Here is a 20831-nt window from a genome sequence, read left to right on the forward strand (position 1 = left end):
TTGAAAAAAGCGGTCAGCCGGAGGCCATCAGTGAACCGGGGCGTCGGTCTGCTCGACCTGGGGGCGGCCCGGGTGCTGCTCGGTGTAGAGCAGCATCGCCGCCATGCGCGCGTGCTCGGAGAGCGCAAAGAGGTCGTTCTCGTTCTCGGGGCTGTCGTCGATCTCGGTTTCGATCTGGCCAAAGCCCGCCAGGTCGTCGACCGCCTCCTTGAGCGGCTGCGACCAGCGCTTCTTGAGCGCTTCGTCGGCGACCTCCTCGACGACCTCGGTAAAGCCTAGCGCCCACTCCTTGAGCCCCTGAGCCTGCTCGCCGAGCGAGAAGAGCTCATCGGGTAGCAGCGGCGCGAAGTTCAGATCGCTGGCGCTGAGCGCCTCCAGGGTCTGGCGGCGCCAGCCGAGCAGGCGCTCGGCGCTTTCCGGGTCCCGGGGCTGCTCGACGCCCAGGCTCATGCAGACTTCCTCGAGCCAGGCCTCGGCGGTGACATCCTTGAGCGCCAGCAGCGCGCAGAGCCGGCCGTCGAGAAAGGCGGGCGACTGCATGCTGCCATGAAGAAGGAAGACGTCGGCCACGTCGGAAAAGTCCTGGCGCTGCTCGATGAGGGACATGGTGTTCTCGCTTTGAACTTGAAGATGAACTTGAAAAATGAACGTGAAAAGAGGGTACACGCGGGCGGCGGTCAAGGGGCGAGCCGCCGGCGCGTTGACCCCGCGCAAGCGGCTCTCTTATAGTGAACGCCGACCCGCCTTCCTTGTACCGTGATGTTAACGCATTCGGGCCCTGACGTGCCCGTGCCGGAGTCTTCGATGAGTAACGCCAAGCGGCCGACCAAAGAAATCACCCTGCTGGGTCGCAGCTACATGATCGCCTGCGATACCGGGGAGCAGCCAAAGCTCGAACGCGCCGCTCGCTATCTCGATCGTGCCATGCAGGGCATCCACGCCCAGAGCAGCGTGCTGGGCAGCGAGCGCATCGCCATCATGGCGGCGTTGAACATCACCCACGAGCTTCTGGAGGCGCTCGACGAGCACCGCGCCGGCGAAGCCAACTTGAACCGCTTGCACGACCGCCTGGAAAAGGCGCTACAAAGCGCCCGCCCGGTCGAGGCTAGCGCTGCCACGAAAAACGAACCTGCGGGTTAAAGCCGGGCTGGCCCTATGGCAGCGGCGCGCGCTCTGTTAAGATGAAGGGGTTCTCTGGAGTGTGCGCCAGTCGTTATAGTCCCTCGAGCCTATGCGCAGTACCCAGGGGGCCAAATGCTAGCCAGGCCCGTGTGCATGTCCGTGCGTCGGAAAGCCTGACGGTCTGGCTGCGGCCACCCACCTGAACCAGTAGGTTCAGGGCCAGAACGACAGCGGCACTCTGGGGAACACCTCGATGGATCCTACCGATACGCACTCTCTTGACGAACGTGCTCTCGATAAACGCGCCCTGCGCCGTGAACTTCGCCGCAAGCGCCGCGCCCTGAGCGACGCCGAGCAGCAGACGGCGGCCCATTCGCTTTGTCAGCGCCTCAAGCGACTCCCCGAACTCCAGCGCGCCCGCCGCGTCAGCCTCTACCTGCCGGTCGGCGGTGAGATCGACCCGACGCCGCTTCTGAGCTGGTTTCAAAAGCGCCGCGTGACGGTCTATCTGCCGGTGCTGCGCCCGTTGAGCGCCAACGCGCTCTGGTTCGTTCGCCTGGACGACGACACCCCCATGGTCGAAAACCGCTTCGGCATTCGCGAGCCCAGCACGCGCTTTGGCGCCCGGCGGCAAAACCGGCTGCCCGCCTGGGCGCTGGATACGCTGATCGTGCCATTGGTGGGGTTCGATCATAAGGCCAATCGAATGGGCATGGGCGGCGGCTTTTATGATCGTACGCTTGCCTTCATGCGCCGCCCCGGACCCAGGCCGTCGCTGATCGGCGTGGCCCACGCCTGCCAGCAGGTAGCGCGGCTCGACGTCGAGCCCTGGGATATCCCGCTGGATGCGGTGGTGAGCGACGCGGGTATCGTGCGGCGCGCTGGAACGAGCGACTAAAACGACGAGGGGCCGATCAATGTCGGCCCCTCATTGCGGTGCTTGCGCGCCGCGTATTCAGTTCTTCTTCAGCGATCTATCTTCAACTACCCGATAACGCCTGAGCGTACCCGGTGGCCAACACCCCCAATAAAAACACCACCGTCAACGCCATTACTACGTCAGGCTTCCTGCGCCGCATGCCTTGTCTCCAACGTTTTTTTGGTTACCGATGCCTGAAAGCCAGTCATCGACGTTTTATTTTCAGGATGGCTGGCTTGACTATTTTTCAAAGCCGACTATAGGGCCATAGGCAGGCCGGTGACAATAGCCTTTTACCCCCTTTTTCGCCACTTTTTTTAACGCTGGAAACCTGGCAGCCGTGAGTGCTGGCGTTAGTCAGCGCTTACCTGGCGGCCTTCGAGCATCACGCCATGAACAGGCGGTAGGCAGGGTTGTCGCTTTCGCGCCAGTAGCGGTAGCCAATCGCGTCGAGATGCTCGGCGACGTGAGTGCGATCATCGCCCGGCACCTGCATGCCGACCAGCACGCGCCCGTAGGCGGCGCCGTGATTGCGGTAGTGAAACAGCGAAATGTTCCAGTCATGGGGGAGCTGGGTGAGGAAGTTCATCAGCGCCCCCGGGCGTTCGGGAAACTCGAAGCGGTAGAGCTCCTCCTCGAAGCGCTCGCTGGGGCGCCCGCCGCTCAAGTGGCGAATGTGCAGCTTGGCGAGCTCGTTGTCGGTAAGATCTTCCACCGGATAGCCCGCCTCCACCAGCCGGTCGATGACCGACTGGCGATCCTCACCGCCGGGCTTGACCTGCACGCCGACGAAGATATGAGCATCGTTATCGTCGGCGTAGCGGTAGCTGAACTCGGTGACCATGCGTCGGCCCAGCGCCCGGCAAAATTTCTTGAAGCTGCCGGGTTTCTCCTCGATGGTCACGGCCAGAATCGCCTCGCGCTGCTCGCCAAGCTCGGTGCGCTCGGCGATGTGCTGAAGCCGATCGAAGTTGGTGTTGGCGCCGGAATTGATGCACAAAAGCGTCTCGCCCTCGGCGCCGGTCTGCTGCACGTACTTCTTGAGCCCGGCCAGCGACAGCGCCCCGGAAGTTTCCGACACCGCCCGGGTATCCTCGAAGATATCCTTCACCGCCGCACAGATTTCATCGGTCGTGACGGTGATCACGCCGTCGACCAGCTCGCGGGCCAAGCGAAAGGGCACCTCGCCGATCTGCGACACCGCCACCCCTTCGGCGAAGGTGCCGACCTGGTCGAGCACCACGCGCTCGCCGGCCTCGAGTGCGGCTTTCAGGCAGGCGCTATCCTCGGCTTCGACGCCGATCACCTTGATATCCGGGCGCAGGTACTTAACATAAGCGGCCACGCCCGCGATCAGCCCGCCGCCACCGACGGGCACGAAGATCGCGTCCAGCCGGCCGCTGTGCTGGCGCAGAATCTCCACGCCGATGGTGCCCTGGCCCGCCACCACGTCGATATCATCGAACGGCGGAATGTAGGTGTAGCCGTGCTCTTCGATCAGCTCAGCAGCGTGAGCGGCGGCATCGGCGAAGGCGTCGCCCTTGAGCACCACCCTGGCGCCGCGGGCGCGCACCGCCTGCACCTTGATCTCCGGGGTGATACGCGGCATCACGATGGTCGCCTTCACGCCCATCAGTTTGGCCGCCATGGCCAGGCCCTGGGCGTGGTTGCCGGCGGAGGCGGCGATCACGCCGCGCGCCTTCTGCTCGTCGGAAAGCTGGGCCATCTTGTTGTAGGCGCCGCGAATCTTGAACGAGTAGACCGGCTGCAGATCTTCGCGCTTGATCAGAATCTGGTTGTGAAAGCGACGCGACAAAAAGGGGGCGGGGGAAATCGGGGTCTCGCAAGCCGCTTCGTAGACGCGGGCCTGGAGGATCTTTTTGACGGTAGCTTCGAGCATGCGGATATCCAGAGTTTGAAAAAAACGGCCGGAGCCGAGAAAAGCCTTTATTGGTAGCAGATCAGGCAAGCCAGCGTCCAGCGTTATGCGAGCCCATCAACACGCGTGGCCCAGGGCGTTATACTAGCCGCGCCCCCTACAACCCCGGAGCCCCCATGACCCAGGACGAGCTGAAAGCCGCCGTCGCCGACGCCGCCATCGCCGAAATCACCCCGCATCTCGAGAAGAGCACCGTGCTCGGGATCGGCACCGGTTCGACGGCGAATCTCTTCATCGACCGCCTCGCGCCGCTGCGCGACCGCTTCAAGGGCGCGGTGGCAAGCTCCGATGCCTCGAAAGCGCGCCTTAAGGCGCTGGGTATCGAGGTGTTCGAACTCAACGAGGTCGGTACCGTTCCCTTCTATATCGACGGCGCCGACGAAGTGAACGCTCACCTTCACATGATCAAGGGCGGCGGCGCGGCGCTGACGCGGGAAAAAATCGTCGCCGCCTGCGCCGAGCGCTTCATCTGCATCGCCGATGGCTCCAAGCGCGTCGAGACGCTCGGGCGCTTTCCGCTGCCCATCGAGGTGATCCCCATGGCGCGCTCTTACGTCGCCCGCGAACTGGTCAAGCTCGGCTTCGAGCCGGTCTACCGCCAGGGCGTGGTGACCGACAACGGCAATCAGATCATCGACGGCTTCGAGCGCATGATCGAAGACCCGGTGGAAATGGAGAGGCGCCTGAACGCCATCGTCGGCGTGGTCACTAACGGCCTGTTCGCCAGCCGCGGTGCCGACGTGCTGCTGCTGGGCACCGACAAGGGCGTCGAGCGTAGCGAGCGCTAACTGACTCTCGGCCCGCCGCGCTGTGGCAGCAGCACGTTAAGCCCGTCCAGGGTGCGCGTAAGCGCTCCCTGATGGGCCAAAATAACGGCCCGCCCCGCCTCTCCCCGCCTTTTGGCAAGCACAGGGTCGGCCAGCAGCGTTGCCAGCGCCTTTGCCAGCGCGTCCGGCGTATCGACCCGTTCGAGCGCCCCGGCCTGCAGAAGCGGCTCGGCCACATCACTGAAGTTCTCCAGCGACGGCCCGCAAAGCACCGGCCTCCCTAAAGCCGCCGGCTCGAGCACGTTGTGCCCGCCAAGCGTTACCAGCGAGCCGCCGACGAACGCGACGTCGCCTGCGGCGTAGAGCGTTGCGAGTTCGCCCAGCGTATCGCCCAGATAGACCTCGACGTCGCCCGCGATCGCGGCCTGCTCGCTTCGGCGCACCGTAATAAATTCCTCGCGCCGGCAGAGCGTCGCTACTTCGTCAAAGCGCTGCGGGTGGCGCGGTACGAGTATCAACAGCGCCTCGGGAAAGCGCTGGCGAAGCACTCGGTGGGCTTTCAGGACGAGCGCCTCCTCGCCGTCGCGGGTGGAGCCTGCAACCCACACCGGGCGGCTGCTCTCGCCGAGAAGTGAACGCTTACTGTTTTCGAGATCCGCCTCAGGGAGATCAACGTCGAACTTGAGCGAGCCTACTACCGCCACCCCCCTGGGCGCGCCGAGGGCTTGAAAGCGCTCGGCGTCCACGCGAGATTTCGCCGCCAGCCAGTCGATCTGCGAAAGGGCTGCGGCCATCAGCGGGCGAATCTTCAGATAGCGCGCCAACGCCCGCTCGGAGAGCCGCCCATTGACCACGGCCACCGGCACCCCGCGCCGGGCGCAGGCGTGAAGCAGGTTCGGCCACAGCTCGGTTTCGAACAAAAGCGCCAGCGAAGGCGCTACGCGGTCGATAAAGCACCGCGCCGCGCCGGGAAAATCGAGCGGCAGAAAGCGGTGGGCCAGGCGCGGTTTCACGGCTTCGGTCTGCGCCTCGATCAGCGCCTGAACCTGGGCTGCGCCGGTGGCGGTCATGGTGGTGATCAAGAGGCTATGGCGTGGGTAGCGCGCCAGCAGCGCCTCGATTAGCGAGCGGGCGGCGCGCACCTCGCCGACTGAGGCGCAGTGCAGCCAAAGGCGGGGCGCAGGGGGAAGCGTGCCGAGGCCCACGCCCAAGCGCTGACGGCGCGGGTAAGTGGGCACTTGCTCGCGCCAGATGCGCCGAAAAATCAGCGGTGAAAGCGCGTAGAGCGCCGCCGAGTAGAGCCCCCGGGCAAGCCGGTGCTGGCCCCTGGCCTTGGCCGGCGGCGCCGGCATCAGCGCCCGCGCTCGAGAATGGTGTCGATCATGTTCGAGGTCGAAACGCCGTCTTCGAAGCCGAGCACCTTCACCTCGCCGCCGTTTTCGAGCACCGCTTCGCTGCCGGCAATTTCGTCGACCCGGTAGTCGCCACCCTTGACCAGGATGTCCGGCAGTACCGCTTCGATCAGCCGTGCCGGGGTGTCCTCGTTAAAGGGCACGACCCAGTCAACCGCGGCGAGCCCGGCGAGCACCTGCATGCGTCGATCCAGCGTATTGATCGGGCGGCGCTCGCCCTTCAAGCGGCGCACCGAGGCGTCGTCATTGACCGCGACGATCAGCCGGTCGCCCAGGCGCCGGGCCTGCTCCAGGTAGCTGACGTGGCCGGCGTGGAGGATATCGAAGCAGCCGTTGGTCATCACCACGCGCTCGCCGCGCCGGTGGGCGGCGTTCACCGCCTCGCACAGCGACGCCTCGGCGGTCACGCCGAACTCAGGCGGGCGTTCGCCGTAGTGGGCGCGGGAAAGCTCGGCCACACTCAGCGTGGCGGTACCGGGCTTGGCCACCACCAGCCCGGCGCCAAGGTTGGCGAGCATCATCGCGTCCGGCAGTTCGCTTCCCGCCGCCAACGCCAGCCCTAAAAGCGCGATGACGGTGTCGCCGGCGCCGGTCACATCGAACACTTCCTGAGCCCGGGTGGGCAGGTGAAGTGCGCCGTGGCCTTCGCGAATCAGCGTCATGCCCTTTTCGCTGCGGGTGATCAGAAGCGCCTGGAGATCGAGCTCGGCGCGCAGCGCCTCGCCCTTCTGCTCCAGCGCCGCATCACAGTCGCAGACGCCGGCCACCGCTTCGAACTCGGCCAAATTCGGTGTGATCAGGCTCGCCCCGCGGTAGCGGGTGAAGTCGGTGCCCTTGGGGTCGATCAGTACCGTCTTGCCCTGACGTCGCGCCAAATCGATCAGCCGCTCGACCTGGCTGAGCGTGCCCTTGCCGTAGTCCGAGAGGATCATCACATCGGCCTCGACAAGCGCCTCTTCAACCCGGGTCAAGAGCTCGTCGGTGTCGACCCCGGCCAGGCTCTGCTCGAAGTCGAGCCGGATGAGCTGCTGATTGCGGCTCATCACGCGCAGCTTGGTGATGGTCGGCAGCGCCTCGCTCACCTGAAAGTGAGTGCTTACCTTGGCGTGATCGAGCGCGCTTTTCAGAAGCTCGGCGTGCTCGTCCTGCCCGACCACCCCGGCAAGCCCGGCGTGGGCGCCGAGTGAGGCGACGTTGAGCGCCACGTTGGCCGCCCCGCCCGGACGGTCGTCGGCGCCGTCCACGCGCACCACCGGCACCGGCGCTTCCGGCGAAATGCGTGAGGTGCTGCCGTGCCAGTAGCGGTCGAGCATGACGTCGCCCACCACCAGTACGCGGGCGCAGGCAAGCGCATTCAGATCAACTTTCATTCAAGGGCCCCGTGGTTGGCTGGGTCGCGGTGTGGGCGAGCAGCGCGTCGAGTTTGTCGATGACCTCGTCGGTTCCGATCAGGTCCATGGCGTCGGCGTGGCGCACGCGCTGGCCCCAGTTCACCTCGTCCACCGACTTGTCGAGATAGGTACGCACCGCCCGCGGGTAGGCGTTGACGGCGAAGTCGCGCCACAGATAGGGCGCGGCGCGCTGCGGGTTGGTCGTGGCGTAGAGCCCGAGCGTCGGCGTGCCGAGCGCATTGCCCATGTGCGCAGGGCCGGTATCCGGGGCGATCACCGCCCGCGCCCGGTCGATCAGCGCCAGCACGCCTTTCAGGGAGGTACCGCCTATGGCGTTGATGACGCTGCCGGGCTGGCACAGCGCCTCGATCGCATCGCCCATTTCGCGCTCGGCGGCGCTGCCGCCGCCGGTCAGCACGCTCTTGAGCCCGTGGTACTGGTAGGCATGGTCGATGACGCTGGCGTAGCCCTTTACCGACCAGTTGCGAAAGTTGCGAAGCCGTGGGTTGCTGCACGGGTTGATGACGATGTAGGGCGCTTCACCCGCCAGCGCCTGGGCCTCCTGGTAGGCGGTCGCCGGTACCGGCAGATCCCACTCGAGCCGGTCATCCTCGACGCCGAGCAGGCGGGCAAAATCCATGAACGACTCGAGCACGTGCGGGTGCTCGCGCGGCGCGATCTGGCGCTGGGTGAACCAGTGCTGGAAATCCTTGGCGCGGGCCTTGTCAAAACCCACGCGCAGTCGGGCCTTGAGCCCGAGCGAGAGCACACTTGCGCGAATCGCCTGCTGCATGTGCAACAGCACGTCAAAACGGGTGTCCGAGAGTTCACGCCAGATTCTGCGCATACCGGCAAGGCCGGTCGCTTTGTCGAAGACGACGAACTCGACCCCGGAGAGCCCCGCCAGTAGACTGTGCTCGCCCTTGCCGATGATCCAGGTGATGCGCGCCTTCGGCCACTGGCGCTGCAGCGCGCGCACCGTGGGCACGAGGTTGCACACGTCGCCCAGCGCGGAGAGGCGCAGGATGGCGATATGACGAGGATTTTCAGGCAGAGAGGGCTTCATGCGCTTGGCGGCACTCCGGCAACAAAATTGGCTGATTCTACACGATGTGGACAGTTTAAGTGACGAGGCTCACTCGCACCAACCCGGGGCCTGGCTGTTCGACCCCGAGCACTGGCGTCGCCAGCAGCGCGTGACCGGCCAGGCGCCGGGGCGCGGCGAGAGCCTGTTCATCGACCGCGGCGCCGAGCAGTGGGTGCTGCGCCCCTACCGGCGCGGCGGGCTCGCGGCCCAAGTGAGCGAAAAGCGCTACCTGTGGCTCGGCGCCGAGCGCACCCGCGCCTTTCGCGAGCTGCGCCTGACCGCCGCGCTTTTCGATCAAGGCCTGCCGGTGCCGCGCCCGGTCGCCGCCGGGGTGAGGCGCCTGGGCGCAAGCTACGAAGCGGCGCTGATCACCGTGCGCATCGAAGGCGCCCGGGCGCTCGCCTCGCGCCTGTCCGAGGGCAGCGCCGATGAGGCGCTGCTCGAGCGGGTCGGCGAGATGATCGCGCGCTTTCACAACAGTGGGCTCGATCACGTCGATCTCAACGCGCGCAATATCCTGATCGACGACCAGGACGCGCCCTGGCTGATCGACTTCGACCGCTGCCGGCTCAGAGCGGCGGGCAGCTGGCAAACGAGCAACCTCGAGCGTCTGACGCGCTCGGTGGCCAAATTCAGCCCCGCCTGTGATGCGGCCATGTGCGCGATTTCGGCGGGCTACGACAGGGCGTCGTAGTAGGCCATCAGCCGTTTGACGTGCTGCTTGTGGCTGAAGTGGCGCTCGACCCGCGCGCGCGCCGCGGCTCCCATCGCCCGGCGGCGCGCGTCGTCTTCGATGAGCGAAGCCTGGGCGTCGCGCCAGGCGTTGACATCGAAGGGGTCGACCAGCACGCCGCACTCGGGGCTGACCAGCTCCGGCAGTGAGCCGGTGTTGGAGCCGATGATCGGCATGGCGCAGGCCATCGACTCGATGATGGTCAGGCCAAAGGCTTCGTTTTCCGACGGAATACAGACCAGATCGAGCACCGGCAAAATCTCGGTGAGATCCGAGCGGTGGCCGAGAAAACGGATCCTGTTGGCGAGCGGCGTGCCCTCGATCATCTTCAGAAGCGTTTGATAGAACGTCTCGGTGCCGCCGGAGGCGTAGTCGGTGCCGCCGATCGACACCGCGAAGAAGTCGAGCTCCTCGGGTAGTTGTAACAGCGCCTTCACCCACACGTCCTGCCCCTTGCCCGGCGTCACCCGCCCGGGCAGGCCGATCGCCACCGCCGACTCGGGAATACCGAGCTCAAGGCGTTTGGCCTTGATCGTGTCGGCATCGGTGACCGGGCGGTAAGTGTCGGTATTGACCCCGTGAGGCAGGCAGATCACCCGCTCGCGCGCCACCGGCAGGTTCCTGACGTTGCGCGCATGGGTCGCTTGGCTGATCGAGAGCACGCGGTCGACGTTACCGTAGGCGAAACGGTGATAGGGGCTCTTCTTGGCGCGCTGGCCACCGACGTGGTCGGTATAGAGCACGCGAATGCTCGGCAGCAAAATCTTCAAAAGCGCGGTAAGGCGCAAGTCGCTGGACTTGTGGCAGTGGATGACGCGCACGTTCTCGTCGATCAGCCAGCGGCGGATACGCCACACATTTCTGAGCGCCTCACCGTTGCTCGAAAACGCCTTGAAGGCTACCTGGTTACGTTCGAAGTAGGTCTCGATGCGGGTCTGGCCCAGGCAGATGCCGATCACCTCGACGCCCTCCTCTTTAAGGTCCTCGATCACCCGGTCGACGTAGAGCTCCATACCGCCCTTACCGTCGGACAGGCAAATCTGCAGCACCTTCGCCACCTTGCTGCCCGCGTCGTTGACAGCGTCCGTTTCCACACCCTTGGCCATTACGCCCCGCCTTCTTCGCGCCGTTAAACAAGTTTGCCGTTGTCTTGTAGTATACAGGCTGCAATCAACGGGGTATTCACCATGGCACACAGAGTGCTGGTCGTGCGCAACGACAAGATCGGGGATTTCATGCTCGCCTGGCCGGCGCTCGCCTGCCTGAAAAGCGCCTCACCCACACCGCACGTCAGCGTGCTGGTGCCCGCCTATACCGAGGCGCTTGCCCGCGCCTGCCCCTGGGTGGACGAGGTGATCGTCGACCCGGGTAAGAATGGCGGGAAGAGCGCGCAAAAGGCGCTGCTGGCAACGGTCAAGGCCGCCCGCTTCGATGCGCTGCTCACCCTCTACTCCACCCCACGTATTGGCTGGCTTGGCCTTCGCGCGGGGATTGCGCTGCGCCTGGCGCCGGCGACCAAGTGGGCGCAGATTTTCTATAACGCGCGCATCACCCAGCGCCGCTCGCGATCGATAAAGCCCGAGTATCAGTACAACGTCGATCTCGCCTGCGCGCTTCTGGAGCGGCTTTCGCTCACGCTGAACCGCCTGCCTACGCCGCCCTTCTGGCCACTTGCAAAGGAAGTGATCGCTCACCAACGCCAGGAACTGGCAGGGGAAGCCAACGTCTGCGCGGTGGTCGTCCATCCGGGCAGCGGCGGGTCAGCGGTGAATCTTTCCCTCGAGCAGTACGCCGCGCTGGTGGCGAAGGTGAACCTGCGAACCGATGCCGCCCCGGCCTGGTGGATCAGCGCCGGGCCCGGGGAAGAGACCAAGGCCGACGCTCTGGTCGAGACGCTCACCGCCCAGGGCATGGAGGCCAGGCGGCTCGCGCCGAGCGACAGCATCGAGGCGTTCGCCCACCAGCTGGCAGGCGCCGATCTGTTGATCGCCGGCTCCACCGGGCCCCTGCACATCGCCGGGTGTTTGAACACCGCCACCGCCGGCTTCTACCCGGCCAGGCGCTCGGCCACACCGCTTCGCTGGCAGACCTGCAACGACGCCGACCGGCGCCTCGCCTTCTGCCCGCCAGCAGGTGCCGGCGAGCAGGAGATGGCGGCGATCGATCTCGACACCGCCGCCGAAGAGATCTCAGCGCTCGTGCGGGCCGGGCTTGCCGCGCACCCAGAGCGCGGCGTACTTGTTGAAGGTGGAGTGAGCCGAGAGAATCGCCAGTAAGAGGCCCTGGCCGCCGTCGCGAAAACCTGCCTTGAGCACGTACATCTTGAGAAAGCAGCCCAGCGCGTGAACCACGCCTTGGCCGATGGAAGCCGTCTTGCCCCGCGCGGCGCGCTGCTCGGCCCAGGCGTCGGCGTAGTGGGCGGATTTTTCCAGGTAGTGGCGCACGTCGCGGTAGGTGTAGTGCAACAGGTCTCCTTCGAGCGGCAGCGTCTCGAGCGTGTCCGGCACCACCAGCTTCTCGTGCACCAGCGCCGCGTTGTAGGAGGCGCGCCCGCGCGGATAAAGGCGCTCCACCCGATCCGGGTACCAGCCCGAATGGCGAATGAAGCGCCCGAAACACCAGGAGAGCCTGGCCAGGCGATAAACCGCAGGGCGGCGCTCGACCGCCGCGAGAATGCTCTGGCGGAGCTCGTCGGTGACGCGCTCATCGGCGTCGATCATCAGAATCCACTCACCGTGCGCCAGCGCCTCGGCGCGCTGGCGCTGAACGCCAAAGCCCTGCCAGTCGGCGTTGACGCTGACGTTGTCGGTGAACTCGCGGGCGATCATTAGCGTCTCATCACTGCTTCCAGCGTCGAGCACGACGATCTCGTCGGCAAACGTCAGCGTTTCCAGGCAAGCGCGCAGGTGGTGCGCTTCGTTCTTGACGATCAGTACGGCAGAAATGGCCACAAAACACCCTTGCACAGACCGAGGCCGCGCCTTTTCGATGGGACGGTTCAAAGCCGGGGCGCGCTAATCCAGCCCCCACCCACGGCACATTTGGTAAGCTAGCATACTCATTTGGACAACGATGGAAAGGGATGATGGAAAGGGATACGGCATGGCGTTGATAAGGATCCATCGACTCACCCCGTGGCTGCCGCTTTTGATCATTGGCGCAAGCCTTGGCTACGCCGTCACGGTGGTGACTCGCCTACCCTGGTGGTCGCTTTTTCCGATGGCCGGTGTTTGGCTGGGGCTCGGTGCCTGGCTTCGCTGGGGTAGGCCCCGGCGAGCGCGCTACAAGCGCGTCTGGCCCTGGTCGCTTTTGCCACTGAGCCTTCTCGGGATTTACGTTTATCTGGCCGATAGTTTCGGCAACGTGGATCTGGGCGCGGTGTTTTTCCATCTGCAGGCGGGCATCACCGACCACGGCGGCGGCGGCAAGATGGTCATCGCCGTACTCTACGTGCTGACCATGCTCGCGCTTCTGGCCTCGGTGACCTGGATGAGCCGCCGCGACCCGCGCTGGCGGCTGGCCGAGCGCTTTTTCGCGCTGGCGCTGCTGGCCATCAACCCGCTGCTCTACGGTTTGGGTCAGCGCAGCGCGGCGATCGTCACCGACGACGGCGAGTGGCTCGACCGGCGTTACGTCGCCCCGCCCGTGGTCAACCAGACCGACCCGCCCAACCTTTTGTTGCTGTACCTGGAAAGCCTCGAGCGCACCTACGAAAACGAACAGTTCGGCGACGCCTACGCGGATCTGACTGCGCTTGGCGAGCGCGGCGTGGTGTTCGAAGGCGTGCACCAGATGGACAACACCGGCTGGACCATGGCCGGCATGATCGCAAGCCAGTGCGGCGTGCCCTTGATGCCCGCGGGGCTCTTGCACGACACCCAGTTCGAGCCGCTCCAGCAGGTGGTGCCCGGCGTCGACTGCCTGGGCGATCTGCTCGCAGGCCAGGGGTATCGGCTGAGCTATCTGGGCGGGGCGAGCTCGCAGTTCGCCGGCAAGGGGCTTTTCTACCGCGGCCATCAGTTCCAGACGGTGAAGGGCAAGGAGGATTGGCTCGCCGAGCTCGACGACCAGGAGTACGTCAACAGCTGGGGCGTGTATGACGATACCCTTTATGAGCAAACCGAGCGGGAGATCCGCCGGCTCGCCACCGAGGACGATGGCCCCTGGGCGGTGGTCAACCTGAGCCTCGCCGGCCACGCGCCCCACGGCTTTCCCTCGCAAACCTGCACCGACCGCCAGGGCGATTTCGACGGCCAGGACATTCTTTATTCGGTGAAGTGCTCCGCCTGGCAGGCGCGGGACCTGATCGAGCGTCTCGAGGCCGAGGGCCTGCTCGACAACACCCTGGTGGTCCTGCAAAGCGATCACTTGACCATGCGCGTCTCGGTGTGGGATCAGCTTACCGCACTTGACCGGGACAATACGCTGATCATGCTGGGCGACGGCCTCGAGCCGCAGCGCATCCGCCGCAACGCGACCATGCTTGACGTCTTCCCGACGATTCTGGAAGCGATGGGTATCCCGCTCGATGACCACCGCGCGGGCCTTGGGGTATCGCTGTTCGGCGACCGCTCGACGCTGGCCGAAGCCCACGGGCTGAACGTGATCAACGAGCGCCTGCGCGAAGAGACCGCGCTGCAGCACCGGCTGTGGGAAGGGCTCGCCCCCCAGCGCCAGCGCGCCCCGGCAGGCCCTGCCGAGCAGGTCGTCGAGACCCCGGCGGACAGTGTTTCTGAAGATATTGTTTCTGAAGCGGACACCCTCAGCCGCTGACCACCACGCCCGGCGGTGCGTCGTCCTGCACCGCCTTGAGCGCGTGATATACGCTTTCATCGGTAAGCTGATTCAAACAGTTGGTATGGCCCAGCGGACACACGCGCTTGAAGCAGGGTGAGCAGGAAAGCCCCAGGTAGTGAACCGTGGCGCTGTCGCTGAGCGGCGGCGTATAGCGCGGCGACGACGAGCCGTAAAGCGCATGGATCGGTACGCCCACGGCGGCGGCCACGTGCATCAGCCCGGAGTCGTTGGTGATCACCTGGCGGCAGTCGGCGAGTAGATCCACCGCATCGGCAAGCGCCGTTTGCCCGCACAGGTTGTGCACGTGGGCAAGCTCGCCGCGAATCTGCTCGCCCACCGGCTGATCCTTGGGCCCACCGAAAATGCGCACCTCGTAGCCGTCGTCGACCAGCCGGCGGGCCAGCCCGTGAAAGTACGCCGGCGGCCACTGCTTGGCCGGGCCGTACTCCGCGCCGGGCATCATCCCGACCGCCGGGCGCGACGACAGCTCATGCTCGAGGCGAAGATTCACCAGGTTATCGTGGTCGACCGTAAGCCTGGGCGGGGCGATGGCAAAGTCCCCCTGGCGCGCCGCGTCATCGGGCACGCCGAGCGACACGAAGCGCTTCACGGTCTGGTCGAGCACGCCTTTATCGAGCTTGCGCGCCTCAGTCAGAAGCCCGTAGCGGTACTCGCCCAGAAACCCGACCCGCTCGGGGATGCGCGCCAGAAACGGTATCAGCGCCGCTTTCCAGGAGCGCGGCAGCACGATGGCGCGGTCGAACCGGCCCTTCAGCTTTGCGGCCAGCGCTCGGCGGCTTTTGAGCCCGAACTCGCCGTGGCCGACCGCCAAAGGCAGCACCTCGTCGACCTGAGGCATGCGCTCGAGAATCGGCTGCGACCAGGCGGGCGCCACGACGCCGAGCGTCGCCTGCGGGTGGCGCGCCTTGAGCGTGATGAACAGGCTCTGGGCCATCACCATATCCCCCACCCAGGAGGGCCCCACCACCAGCAAACGCGGGGCGCTAGCCATTGAGCCACTCCAGGTAGGCTTTTACGCCCTCGGCGACGGTCTTGAACTCGACGTCGCAGCCGGCCTCGCGCAGGCGGGAAATGTCCGCGCGGGTGTAGCTCTGGTAGCGCCCCTTGAGCTCGTCGGGGAAGTCGATGTACTCGATGTTGCCCTTGCCGTAGTAGTCGATCACCGCCTCCCCGATCGCCTTGAACGGCTCGGCGCGGCCGGTGCCCAGGTTGAAGATGCCGGAAACGTTCGGGTGGTCGAAAAACCACAGATTCACGTCCACCACGTCGCCGACAAAGACGAAGTCGCGGCTCTGCATGCCCGCCTCATAGCCATCGAAGGCGCCGAAGAGTCTCAAGTCGCCGCCGGCGCTGACCTGGCCGTGGTTATGGAAGGCGACGCTCGCCATCTTGCCCTTGTGCTGCTCCCGCGGCCCATACACGTTGAAGTAGCGAAAGCCGACCACCTGGGTGGTGAGCGTATCCATGCGCGCACGCACATGCTGGTCGAACAGAAGCTTCGAGTAGCCGTAAACGTTGAGCGGTTTTTCGAACTCCGGCGACTCCTTGAATACTTCGCTGCCGCCGTAGGTCGCCGCCGAGGAGGCGTAGAGAAAGGCGATGCCGTGCTGCTCGCAGTACTCGAGCAGCACCTTCGAGTACTCGAAGTTGTTCTCCATCATGTACTGGCCGTCCCACTCGGTGGTGTCCGAGCAGGCGCCTTCGTGAAAGATCGCCTCGATGGCGGGCAGGTCATTGGGCTCGCCGCGAAGCGAAGCCTGAACCTCCATCAAAAAAGCGTCCTTGTCGCGGTAGTCATACAGCGTGCAGTCGACCAGGTTCACGAACTTCGTGCCATCGCTTAAATCATCCACCACGATGATGTCGGTGCGCCCGCGCGCGTTGAGCGCCTTGACGATGTTGGCGCCGATGAAGCCGGCCCCACCGGTGACTACGATCATAAGAACTCCTTGAAAAGCGGCTGGGTTGGCCTGGGTGCCTATAACCCATCTGCCTGGGATTGTATACTTGACGGCTTCTGAATTCATGGCCAATGGTGCTTTTTGCGATGAGTGTCTCGACGAACCAATCGACGCCGGATGTGTCGACTTTTCAAGGCTTGATCCTTGCGCTGCAGCAGTACTGGGCGGAACAGGGCTGCGTGATTCTTCAGCCGCTGGACATGGAGGTGGGCGCGGGGACGTTTCACCCGGCCACCTTCCTGCGCTCGATTGGCCCGGAGACCTGGAACGCCGCCTACGTGCAGCCTTCCCGGCGCCCCACCGACGGCCGCTACGGTGAAAACCCCAACCGCCTGCAGCACTACTACCAGTTCCAGGTCGTAATGAAGCCCTCCCCGGCTAACCTGCAGGATCTCTATCTTGGCTCGCTCAAGCGCCTCGGACTCGACCCGCTGGTGCACGACGTGCGCTTCGTCGAGGACAACTGGGAGTCGCCCACCCTCGGCGCCTGGGGCTTGGGCTGGGAGATGTGGCTCAACGGCATGGAGGTGACCCAGTTCACCTACTTCCAGCAGGCCGGCGGCATCGAGTGCTATCCGGTGACCGGCGAGCTCACCTACGGCCTCGAGCGCATCGCCATGTACCTGCAGGATGTCGACAGCGTCTATGACCTGGTCTGGGCGATCGCCCCGGACGGCAGCAAGGTCAGCTACGGCGACGTCTATCTGCAAAACGAGCGCGAGCAGTCCGCCTACAACTTCGAGCACGCCGACGTCGACCAGCTCTTCGCCAACTTCGACCATCAGGAGAAGGAGTGTGCGAAGCTGCTCGAAGCGCAGCTCGCGCTGCCTGCCTACGAGCAGGTGCTCAAGGCCTCGCACACCTTCAACCTGCTGGATGCCCGCCACGCGATCTCGGTCACCGAGCGCCAGCGCTTCATCCTGCGCGTGCGCACCATGGCCCGCGACGTGGCCCACGCCTATTACGCGTCGCGCAAGGCCGAAGGCTTCCCCATGGCCCCCGAGGCACTTCGCCGTGAACTACTAGACGACCAGGGAGACGCATAAATGGCCGTTGATACGCTGTTACTGGAGTTGGGCGCCGAAGAGCTGCCCCCGACTGCCCTCAACGCCCTCTCGGACGCCTTCGCCGCCGGTATCGAAAAGGGTCTTCAGGAGGCCGAAATCGACTTCGGCCGGGTTGTTGGTTACGCCACGCCGCGCCGGCTGGCCGTGCGCGTCGAGCAGCTTGCCGACAAGCAGCCGGACCGCGAAGTGGAAAAGCGCGGCCCGGCGCTCGCCGCCGCCTTCAAGGACGGCGCGCCGACCAAAGCCGCCGAAGGCTTCGCCCGCTCCTGCGGGGTGAGCGTCGACGAGCTGATCCAGCTGGAAACCGACAAGGGTACCTGGCTTGGCTACCGCGAGCGCCAGAGCGGTGAAAGCGTGCAGGCGCTTTTGCCGGACCTTCTACGCAAGGCGCTGAGCACGCTTCCGGTGCCCAAGAACATGCGCTGGGGCGCTTCGCGCATCGAATTCTCGCGCCCGGTGCACTGGCTTTTGGCACTCTATGGCAGCGAAGTGATCGCTGCCGAAGCGCTGGGTCTGGAATCGAGCCGTACCACCTACGGCCACCGCTTCCACGCCCCGGACGCCATCCAGCTGACCCACGCCGACGACTATCTCGAGGCGCTCGAAAACGCCTACGTGCTGGCGGATCGCGCCAAGCGCCGCGAGCGAATCCGCGAGCAGGTGCTGGCGGAAGCCGAGGTTCAGGAAGCCACCGCGGTCATTGATGAAGATCTGCTTGCCGAGGTGAGCGGGCTGGTGGAGTGGCCGGTGGCGCTGACCGGCACCTTCGATGAGCGCTTTCTCAAGGTGCCTGACGAGTGCCTGATTTCGTCGATGAAGGCGAACCAGAAGTACTTCCACCTGCTGGACGATCAGGGCAAGCTCAAGCCGCTGTTCATCACCATTTCCAACATCGAAAGCCAGGACCCGCAGCAGGTGATCGCGGGTAACGAGAAGGTGATCCGGCCACGCCTGGCCGACGCGGTGTTCTTTTATGACACCGACCGCAAGCAGCGTCTGGCGTCGCGCATTCCTCAGCTCGAAAGCGTCGTGTTCCAGAAAAAGCTCGGCACGCTGGCGGACAAGGTGCGCCGCAGCACGGCGATCGCCACCTTCATTGCCCAGAAGATCGGCGGCGATACCGGCCACGCCCAGCGCGCCGTGGCGCTGGCCAAGTGCGACCTGGTCACCGAGATGGTGCTCGAGTTCCCCGAGCTTCAGGGCATCATGGGCCGCTACTACGCCGAGCAGGACGGCGAGCCTGCCGAAGTCGCCCAGGCGCTCGAGGAGCAGTATCTGCCCCGCTTCGCTTTGGATGACATTCCACAAAGCCAGGCGGGCATGGCGCTGGCGCTGGCGGATCGTCTCGATACGCTGGTGGGTATTTTCGCCATCGGCCAGCGCCCCACCGGCGCCAAGGACCCTTTCGCTTTGCGCCGCGCTTCAATTGGCGTGTTGAACATTCTGATCAAGGGCGAGCTCGATCTGGATCTGGCCGAGCTTCTTACCGTGGCCGCGGAGCAACATCGCGACGTTGCAGGAAGCGAGGTAGCCGACGAGGTGCTGACCTACATGCTCGACCGCTTCCGCGCCTGGGGCCAGGACGAGGGCATTACCGCCGAGATGTATCTTGCCGTACGTGCCCGCCCGGTGACGCGCCCGCTGGACTTTGCCCGCCGCCTGCGCGCGGTGAAAGCATTCACCCAGCGCGAGGAAGCCACCGCCCTGGCCGCGGCCAACAAGCGGGTGTCCAATATCCTCGCCAAGCAGGAGCACGACGGCAGCACTCGCGTCGATAGCGCGCTTTTGCAGGAAAAGGCGGAACGGGCGCTGTTCGAAGCGGTCTCTCAAAGCCAGACCCGCGTGGCGCCGCTGTTTGCCGAAGGCCGCTATCAGCAGGCGCTGGACGCACTCTCGTCGCTCAGAGCACCGGTCGACCGGTTCTTCGACGAGGTCATGGTCATGGCGGAGGATCCCGCTGTCCGCCAGAACCGTCTTGCACTGCTGGCGAGCCTTCAGGCGCTGTTTCTGGAAGTGGCGGATATTTCGCTACTGCCCCAGTAGGTTTTCCGTTGTTATCTCAGGGGGCCTCGCGCCCCCTTTTTTTGTCTTTTTCCCTATAGCCCTCGCTGACGAATCCACTGTTTCACGTGAAACACCGGGTATAATCTGGCACCTTGTACTCCTTCGAGCCCCGCCGGCAGCGCAGCATCCCCATCGACGAAAAGAGAGATTCGATGTATCAGGAATTTCTGGAAACCACCTACCCGAACCAGCAGGCGACGATAGCCGCGTATACGCTCGCCGGCGAACAGGTGTGGCTCAAGCGCGCTGCCAAACGCAATTCGCGGCTGGCCTATGCACCGCTCACCTGGCTTGCCACCCTGATGCGTGTCGAGGCGTTGAGGCCGGTACCCAACCTGGGCGGCGAGCAGAGCATTCGAACCGAGGCGGCGCGACTGCGCGCGCTGGCAGACGCCGGTATCCGCGTGCCGCCGCTGCTCGCTACCCACCCCCAGGCGCTGCTGTTGGCGGATGCCGGCGCTCCCGGTGCGCCGGCGCCTACGCTGCTCGAGGAGCTCAAACGCGCCCCGAGTGAGCAGGAAATAGACGCGCTATTGGCACTGGCGACCGATGCGCTGATCGACGTTCATCGCAAAGGCGCCTACCTGAGCGAAGCCTTTGGGCGCAACGTGCTCGTGACCCAGGGGCGTGTCGTTTTCATCGACTTCGAGACCGACCCGGGCGAGGTACTCAGCCCGGTGAACTGCATGGTGCGCGACTGGTACTGCTTCATCTTCTCGCTCTATGGCAGGTTTCATAAAAAGCCACTTCAGCGCGAGTGCCTGGCGCCGGCGCTGCGCGACGCGCTTTCCCATGAGCGCGAAGACGTACGCCAACGCTTCAAGGCCGCACTGCCCTCGCTTTTACGCCTGAAGTGCCTTCCGTTTCGCTACTTCGGTAGCGATGGAAAAAAGATTCACGTTACGCTGGCCGCGCTTGCCGAGCTGAACGATCATCTTCCCTGACCCTGCCCGAGGATCCCCATGCCGCTTTCCGCCGACCGACTGGTCATTCTCGACCGTGACGGGGTCATCAATCAGGACTCCGATCACTACATCAAATCGCTCGAGGAGTGGATCGCCTACCCTGCCTCGATTGCCGCCATCGGCGAGCTGACCCGCGCGGGTTATACCATCGCCATCGCTACCAACCAGTCGGGCCTCGGCCGGGGCTATTTCGACGAGCAGACGCTCACGACCATGCACGACAAGCTCGAAGGGTTGGTCGAAAACGTGGGCGGCCGCATTGCCCGTATCGCGTACTGCCCCCATGAGCCCGGTGACGACTGTAAATGTCGCAAGCCGCTGCCGGGGCTTCTGTTTCAGATTCAGCAGGCACTGGGGCTCGACACCCTGGAAGGCAGCTGGATGGTCGGCGACAGCCTGCGCGACTTGCAGGCCGGCGAAGCGGCGGGTAGCCGCCCGGTGCTGGTCAAGACCGGCAAGGGCGCGGCGACCCTGGAAAAAAAAGAGCTTCCCACGGGCACGAAGGTCTTCGACGATCTAGCGGCATTCAGCCGCTGGCTGCTCGGAATCGAATAGCGCGATTTCATATTTTGCGAGCTGCCATAAA

General features: G+C 64.9%; 19 protein-coding genes and 1 other RNA gene. 11 read left to right on the forward strand and 9 right to left on the reverse strand.

Translation table 11 applies throughout. The features are described from left to right. Positions 1 to 27: 27 nt before the first annotated feature. Entirely contained in the window at positions 28 to 606 is a 579-nt protein-coding gene (locus ACGK9R_RS13510; protein ID WP_394582077.1) for a UPF0149 family protein, read from the reverse strand. A gap of 198 nt (positions 607 to 804) precedes the next feature. Here ACGK9R_RS13510 and ACGK9R_RS13515 point away from each other — a divergent pair, with 198 nt between their 5' ends. The 3 genes from ACGK9R_RS13515 (at position 805) to ACGK9R_RS13525 (ending at position 2020) form a co-directional block, all read left to right on the forward strand. Beyond that, entirely contained in the window at positions 805 to 1140 is a 336-nt protein-coding gene (locus ACGK9R_RS13515; RefSeq protein ID WP_394582079.1) for a cell division protein ZapA, read from the forward strand. Positions 1141 to 1188: 48 nt separating this feature from the next. Continuing rightward, a non-coding RNA gene (ssrS, locus tag ACGK9R_RS13520) (6S RNA) lies at positions 1189 to 1371 on the forward strand. A gap of 4 nt (positions 1372 to 1375) precedes the next feature. Further along, positions 1376 to 2020 carry a 5-formyltetrahydrofolate cyclo-ligase gene (locus ACGK9R_RS13525; protein WP_394582081.1) on the forward strand — a complete coding sequence of 215 codons (645 nt, stop codon included), beginning with the start codon at positions 1376 to 1378 and terminating at the stop codon, positions 2018 to 2020. Between the two features lie 406 nt (positions 2021 to 2426). Here ACGK9R_RS13525 and ilvA read toward each other — a convergent pair whose 3' ends face one another. Beyond that, positions 2427 to 3941, reverse strand: a complete 1515-nt coding sequence (ilvA, locus tag ACGK9R_RS13530; RefSeq protein ID WP_394582083.1) for a threonine ammonia-lyase, biosynthetic — start codon at positions 3939 to 3941, stop codon at positions 2427 to 2429. A gap of 155 nt (positions 3942 to 4096) precedes the next feature. Between ilvA and rpiA the strand changes: the two genes are divergently transcribed. After that, the gene (rpiA, locus tag ACGK9R_RS13535; RefSeq protein ID WP_394582085.1) at positions 4097 to 4768 is read left to right on the forward strand and encodes a ribose-5-phosphate isomerase RpiA; all 672 of its coding nucleotides are present in this window, start codon (positions 4097 to 4099) and stop codon (positions 4766 to 4768) included. On the opposite strand, the gene waaA is transcribed toward rpiA, so the two are convergent. Genes waaA through ACGK9R_RS13550 form a run of 3 tightly spaced genes read right to left on the reverse strand, consistent with a single transcriptional unit; the run spans position 4765 to position 8616 of the window. Continuing rightward, positions 4765 to 6099, reverse strand: a complete 1335-nt coding sequence (gene waaA / locus ACGK9R_RS13540) for a lipid IV(A) 3-deoxy-D-manno-octulosonic acid transferase (RefSeq protein WP_394582087.1) — start codon at positions 6097 to 6099, stop codon at positions 4765 to 4767. The genes rpiA and waaA overlap by 4 nt on opposite strands. After that, positions 6099 to 7529: a bifunctional D-glycero-beta-D-manno-heptose-7-phosphate kinase/D-glycero-beta-D-manno-heptose 1-phosphate adenylyltransferase HldE gene (hldE, locus tag ACGK9R_RS13545; protein ID WP_394582089.1), complete on the reverse strand. Its 1431-nt coding sequence runs from the start codon at positions 7527 to 7529 to the stop codon at positions 6099 to 6101. Before hldE ends, waaA begins: the two co-directional genes overlap by 1 nt. After that, complete coding sequence (locus ACGK9R_RS13550) at positions 7519 to 8616, reverse strand: glycosyltransferase family 9 protein (protein ID WP_394582091.1); 1098 nt, start codon at positions 8614 to 8616, stop codon at positions 7519 to 7521. Before ACGK9R_RS13550 ends, hldE begins: the two co-directional genes overlap by 11 nt. On the opposite strand from ACGK9R_RS13550, the gene ACGK9R_RS13555 reads away from it, so the two are divergent. Next, positions 8615 to 9331 (forward strand): 3-deoxy-D-manno-octulosonic acid kinase, encoded by a 717-nt coding sequence (locus ACGK9R_RS13555; protein WP_394582093.1) that lies wholly within the window; start codon positions 8615 to 8617, stop codon positions 9329 to 9331. The genes ACGK9R_RS13550 and ACGK9R_RS13555 overlap by 2 nt on opposite strands. On the opposite strand, the gene ACGK9R_RS13560 is transcribed toward ACGK9R_RS13555, so the two are convergent. Beyond that, on the reverse strand, positions 9313 to 10476 hold the full coding sequence (locus ACGK9R_RS13560; protein ID WP_394582096.1) for a glycosyltransferase: 1164 nt from the start codon (positions 10474 to 10476) through the stop codon (positions 9313 to 9315). The genes ACGK9R_RS13555 and ACGK9R_RS13560 overlap by 19 nt on opposite strands. A gap of 81 nt (positions 10477 to 10557) precedes the next feature. Between ACGK9R_RS13560 and ACGK9R_RS13565 the strand changes: the two genes are divergently transcribed. Then, positions 10558 to 11646 carry a glycosyltransferase family 9 protein gene (locus tag ACGK9R_RS13565; RefSeq protein WP_394582098.1) on the forward strand — a complete coding sequence of 363 codons (1089 nt, stop codon included), beginning with the start codon at positions 10558 to 10560 and terminating at the stop codon, positions 11644 to 11646. Here ACGK9R_RS13565 and ACGK9R_RS13570 read toward each other — a convergent pair. Continuing rightward, the gene (locus ACGK9R_RS13570) at positions 11560 to 12321 is read right to left on the reverse strand and encodes a glycosyltransferase family 2 protein (RefSeq protein WP_394582099.1); all 762 of its coding nucleotides are present in this window, start codon (positions 12319 to 12321) and stop codon (positions 11560 to 11562) included. The genes ACGK9R_RS13565 and ACGK9R_RS13570 overlap by 87 nt on opposite strands. Before the next feature lie 151 nt (positions 12322 to 12472). Between ACGK9R_RS13570 and ACGK9R_RS13575 the strand changes: the two genes are divergently transcribed. After that, on the forward strand, positions 12473 to 14143 hold the full coding sequence (locus ACGK9R_RS13575; protein ID WP_394582101.1) for a sulfatase-like hydrolase/transferase: 1671 nt from the start codon (positions 12473 to 12475) through the stop codon (positions 14141 to 14143). On the opposite strand, the gene waaF is transcribed toward ACGK9R_RS13575, so the two are convergent. Together waaF and rfaD are read right to left on the reverse strand one after the other, a co-directional pair. Next, entirely contained in the window at positions 14133 to 15179 is a 1047-nt protein-coding gene (gene waaF, locus ACGK9R_RS13580; RefSeq protein WP_394582103.1) for a lipopolysaccharide heptosyltransferase II, read from the reverse strand. The genes ACGK9R_RS13575 and waaF overlap by 11 nt on opposite strands. Then, complete coding sequence (rfaD, locus tag ACGK9R_RS13585) at positions 15172 to 16128, reverse strand: ADP-glyceromanno-heptose 6-epimerase (protein ID WP_394582105.1); 957 nt, start codon at positions 16126 to 16128, stop codon at positions 15172 to 15174. Before rfaD ends, waaF begins: the two co-directional genes overlap by 8 nt. 107 nt (positions 16129 to 16235) lie before the next feature. On the opposite strand from rfaD, the gene glyQ reads away from it, so the two are divergent. From glyQ to gmhB, 4 genes are all read left to right on the forward strand, one after another. Beyond that, complete coding sequence (gene glyQ / locus ACGK9R_RS13590) at positions 16236 to 17195, forward strand: glycine--tRNA ligase subunit alpha (RefSeq protein WP_394582107.1); 960 nt, start codon at positions 16236 to 16238, stop codon at positions 17193 to 17195. Then, positions 17196 to 19259, forward strand: coding sequence for a glycine--tRNA ligase subunit beta (gene glyS / locus ACGK9R_RS13595; protein ID WP_394582109.1), 2064 nt, complete (start codon positions 17196 to 17198; stop codon positions 19257 to 19259). A 173-nt stretch (positions 19260 to 19432) separates the two neighbouring features. Further along, entirely contained in the window at positions 19433 to 20224 is a 792-nt protein-coding gene (locus ACGK9R_RS13600) for a hypothetical protein (RefSeq protein WP_394582111.1), read from the forward strand. Between the two features lie 18 nt (positions 20225 to 20242). Next, positions 20243 to 20800: a D-glycero-beta-D-manno-heptose 1,7-bisphosphate 7-phosphatase gene (gene gmhB, locus ACGK9R_RS13605; RefSeq protein WP_394582113.1), complete on the forward strand. Its 558-nt coding sequence runs from the start codon at positions 20243 to 20245 to the stop codon at positions 20798 to 20800. The last annotated feature ends 31 nt before the right edge of the window (positions 20801 to 20831 follow it).

Origin of the sequence: Halomonas sp. HNIBRBA4712, assembly GCF_043558675.1 — a bacterium.
In the GTDB taxonomy this organism is placed as follows: Bacteria; Pseudomonadota; Gammaproteobacteria; order Pseudomonadales; family Halomonadaceae; genus Vreelandella.

Excerpts from the sequence above, each read along its gene's own strand:
- ACGK9R_RS13510 (WP_394582077.1), bottom strand. The coding sequence starts at position 606 with ATGTCCCTCATCGAGCAGCGCCAGGACTTTTCCGACGTGGCCGACGTC.
- ACGK9R_RS13515 (WP_394582079.1), top strand. The coding sequence starts at position 805 with ATGAGTAACGCCAAGCGGCCGACCAAAGAAATCACCCTGCTGGGTCGC.
- ACGK9R_RS13525 (WP_394582081.1), top strand. The coding sequence starts at position 1,376 with ATGGATCCTACCGATACGCACTCTCTTGACGAACGTGCTCTCGATAAA.
- ilvA (WP_394582083.1), bottom strand. The coding sequence starts at position 3,941 with ATGCTCGAAGCTACCGTCAAAAAGATCCTCCAGGCCCGCGTCTACGAA.
- rpiA (WP_394582085.1), top strand. The coding sequence starts at position 4,097 with ATGACCCAGGACGAGCTGAAAGCCGCCGTCGCCGACGCCGCCATCGCC.
- waaA (WP_394582087.1), bottom strand. The coding sequence starts at position 6,099 with ATGCCGGCGCCGCCGGCCAAGGCCAGGGGCCAGCACCGGCTTGCCCGG.
- hldE (WP_394582089.1), bottom strand. The coding sequence starts at position 7,529 with ATGAAAGTTGATCTGAATGCGCTTGCCTGCGCCCGCGTACTGGTGGTG.
- ACGK9R_RS13555 (WP_394582093.1), top strand. The coding sequence starts at position 8,615 with ATGCGCTTGGCGGCACTCCGGCAACAAAATTGGCTGATTCTACACGAT.
- ACGK9R_RS13550 (WP_394582091.1), bottom strand. The coding sequence starts at position 8,616 with ATGAAGCCCTCTCTGCCTGAAAATCCTCGTCATATCGCCATCCTGCGC.
- ACGK9R_RS13560 (WP_394582096.1), bottom strand. The coding sequence starts at position 10,476 with ATGGCCAAGGGTGTGGAAACGGACGCTGTCAACGACGCGGGCAGCAAG.
- ACGK9R_RS13565 (WP_394582098.1), top strand. The coding sequence starts at position 10,558 with ATGGCACACAGAGTGCTGGTCGTGCGCAACGACAAGATCGGGGATTTC.
- ACGK9R_RS13575 (WP_394582101.1), top strand. The coding sequence starts at position 12,473 with ATGGCGTTGATAAGGATCCATCGACTCACCCCGTGGCTGCCGCTTTTG.
- waaF (WP_394582103.1), bottom strand. The coding sequence starts at position 15,179 with ATGGCTAGCGCCCCGCGTTTGCTGGTGGTGGGGCCCTCCTGGGTGGGG.
- rfaD (WP_394582105.1), bottom strand. The coding sequence starts at position 16,128 with ATGATCGTAGTCACCGGTGGGGCCGGCTTCATCGGCGCCAACATCGTC.
- glyQ (WP_394582107.1), top strand. The coding sequence starts at position 16,236 with ATGAGTGTCTCGACGAACCAATCGACGCCGGATGTGTCGACTTTTCAA.
- glyS (WP_394582109.1), top strand. The coding sequence starts at position 17,196 with ATGGCCGTTGATACGCTGTTACTGGAGTTGGGCGCCGAAGAGCTGCCC.
- ACGK9R_RS13600 (WP_394582111.1), top strand. The coding sequence starts at position 19,433 with ATGTATCAGGAATTTCTGGAAACCACCTACCCGAACCAGCAGGCGACG.
- gmhB (WP_394582113.1), top strand. The coding sequence starts at position 20,243 with ATGCCGCTTTCCGCCGACCGACTGGTCATTCTCGACCGTGACGGGGTC.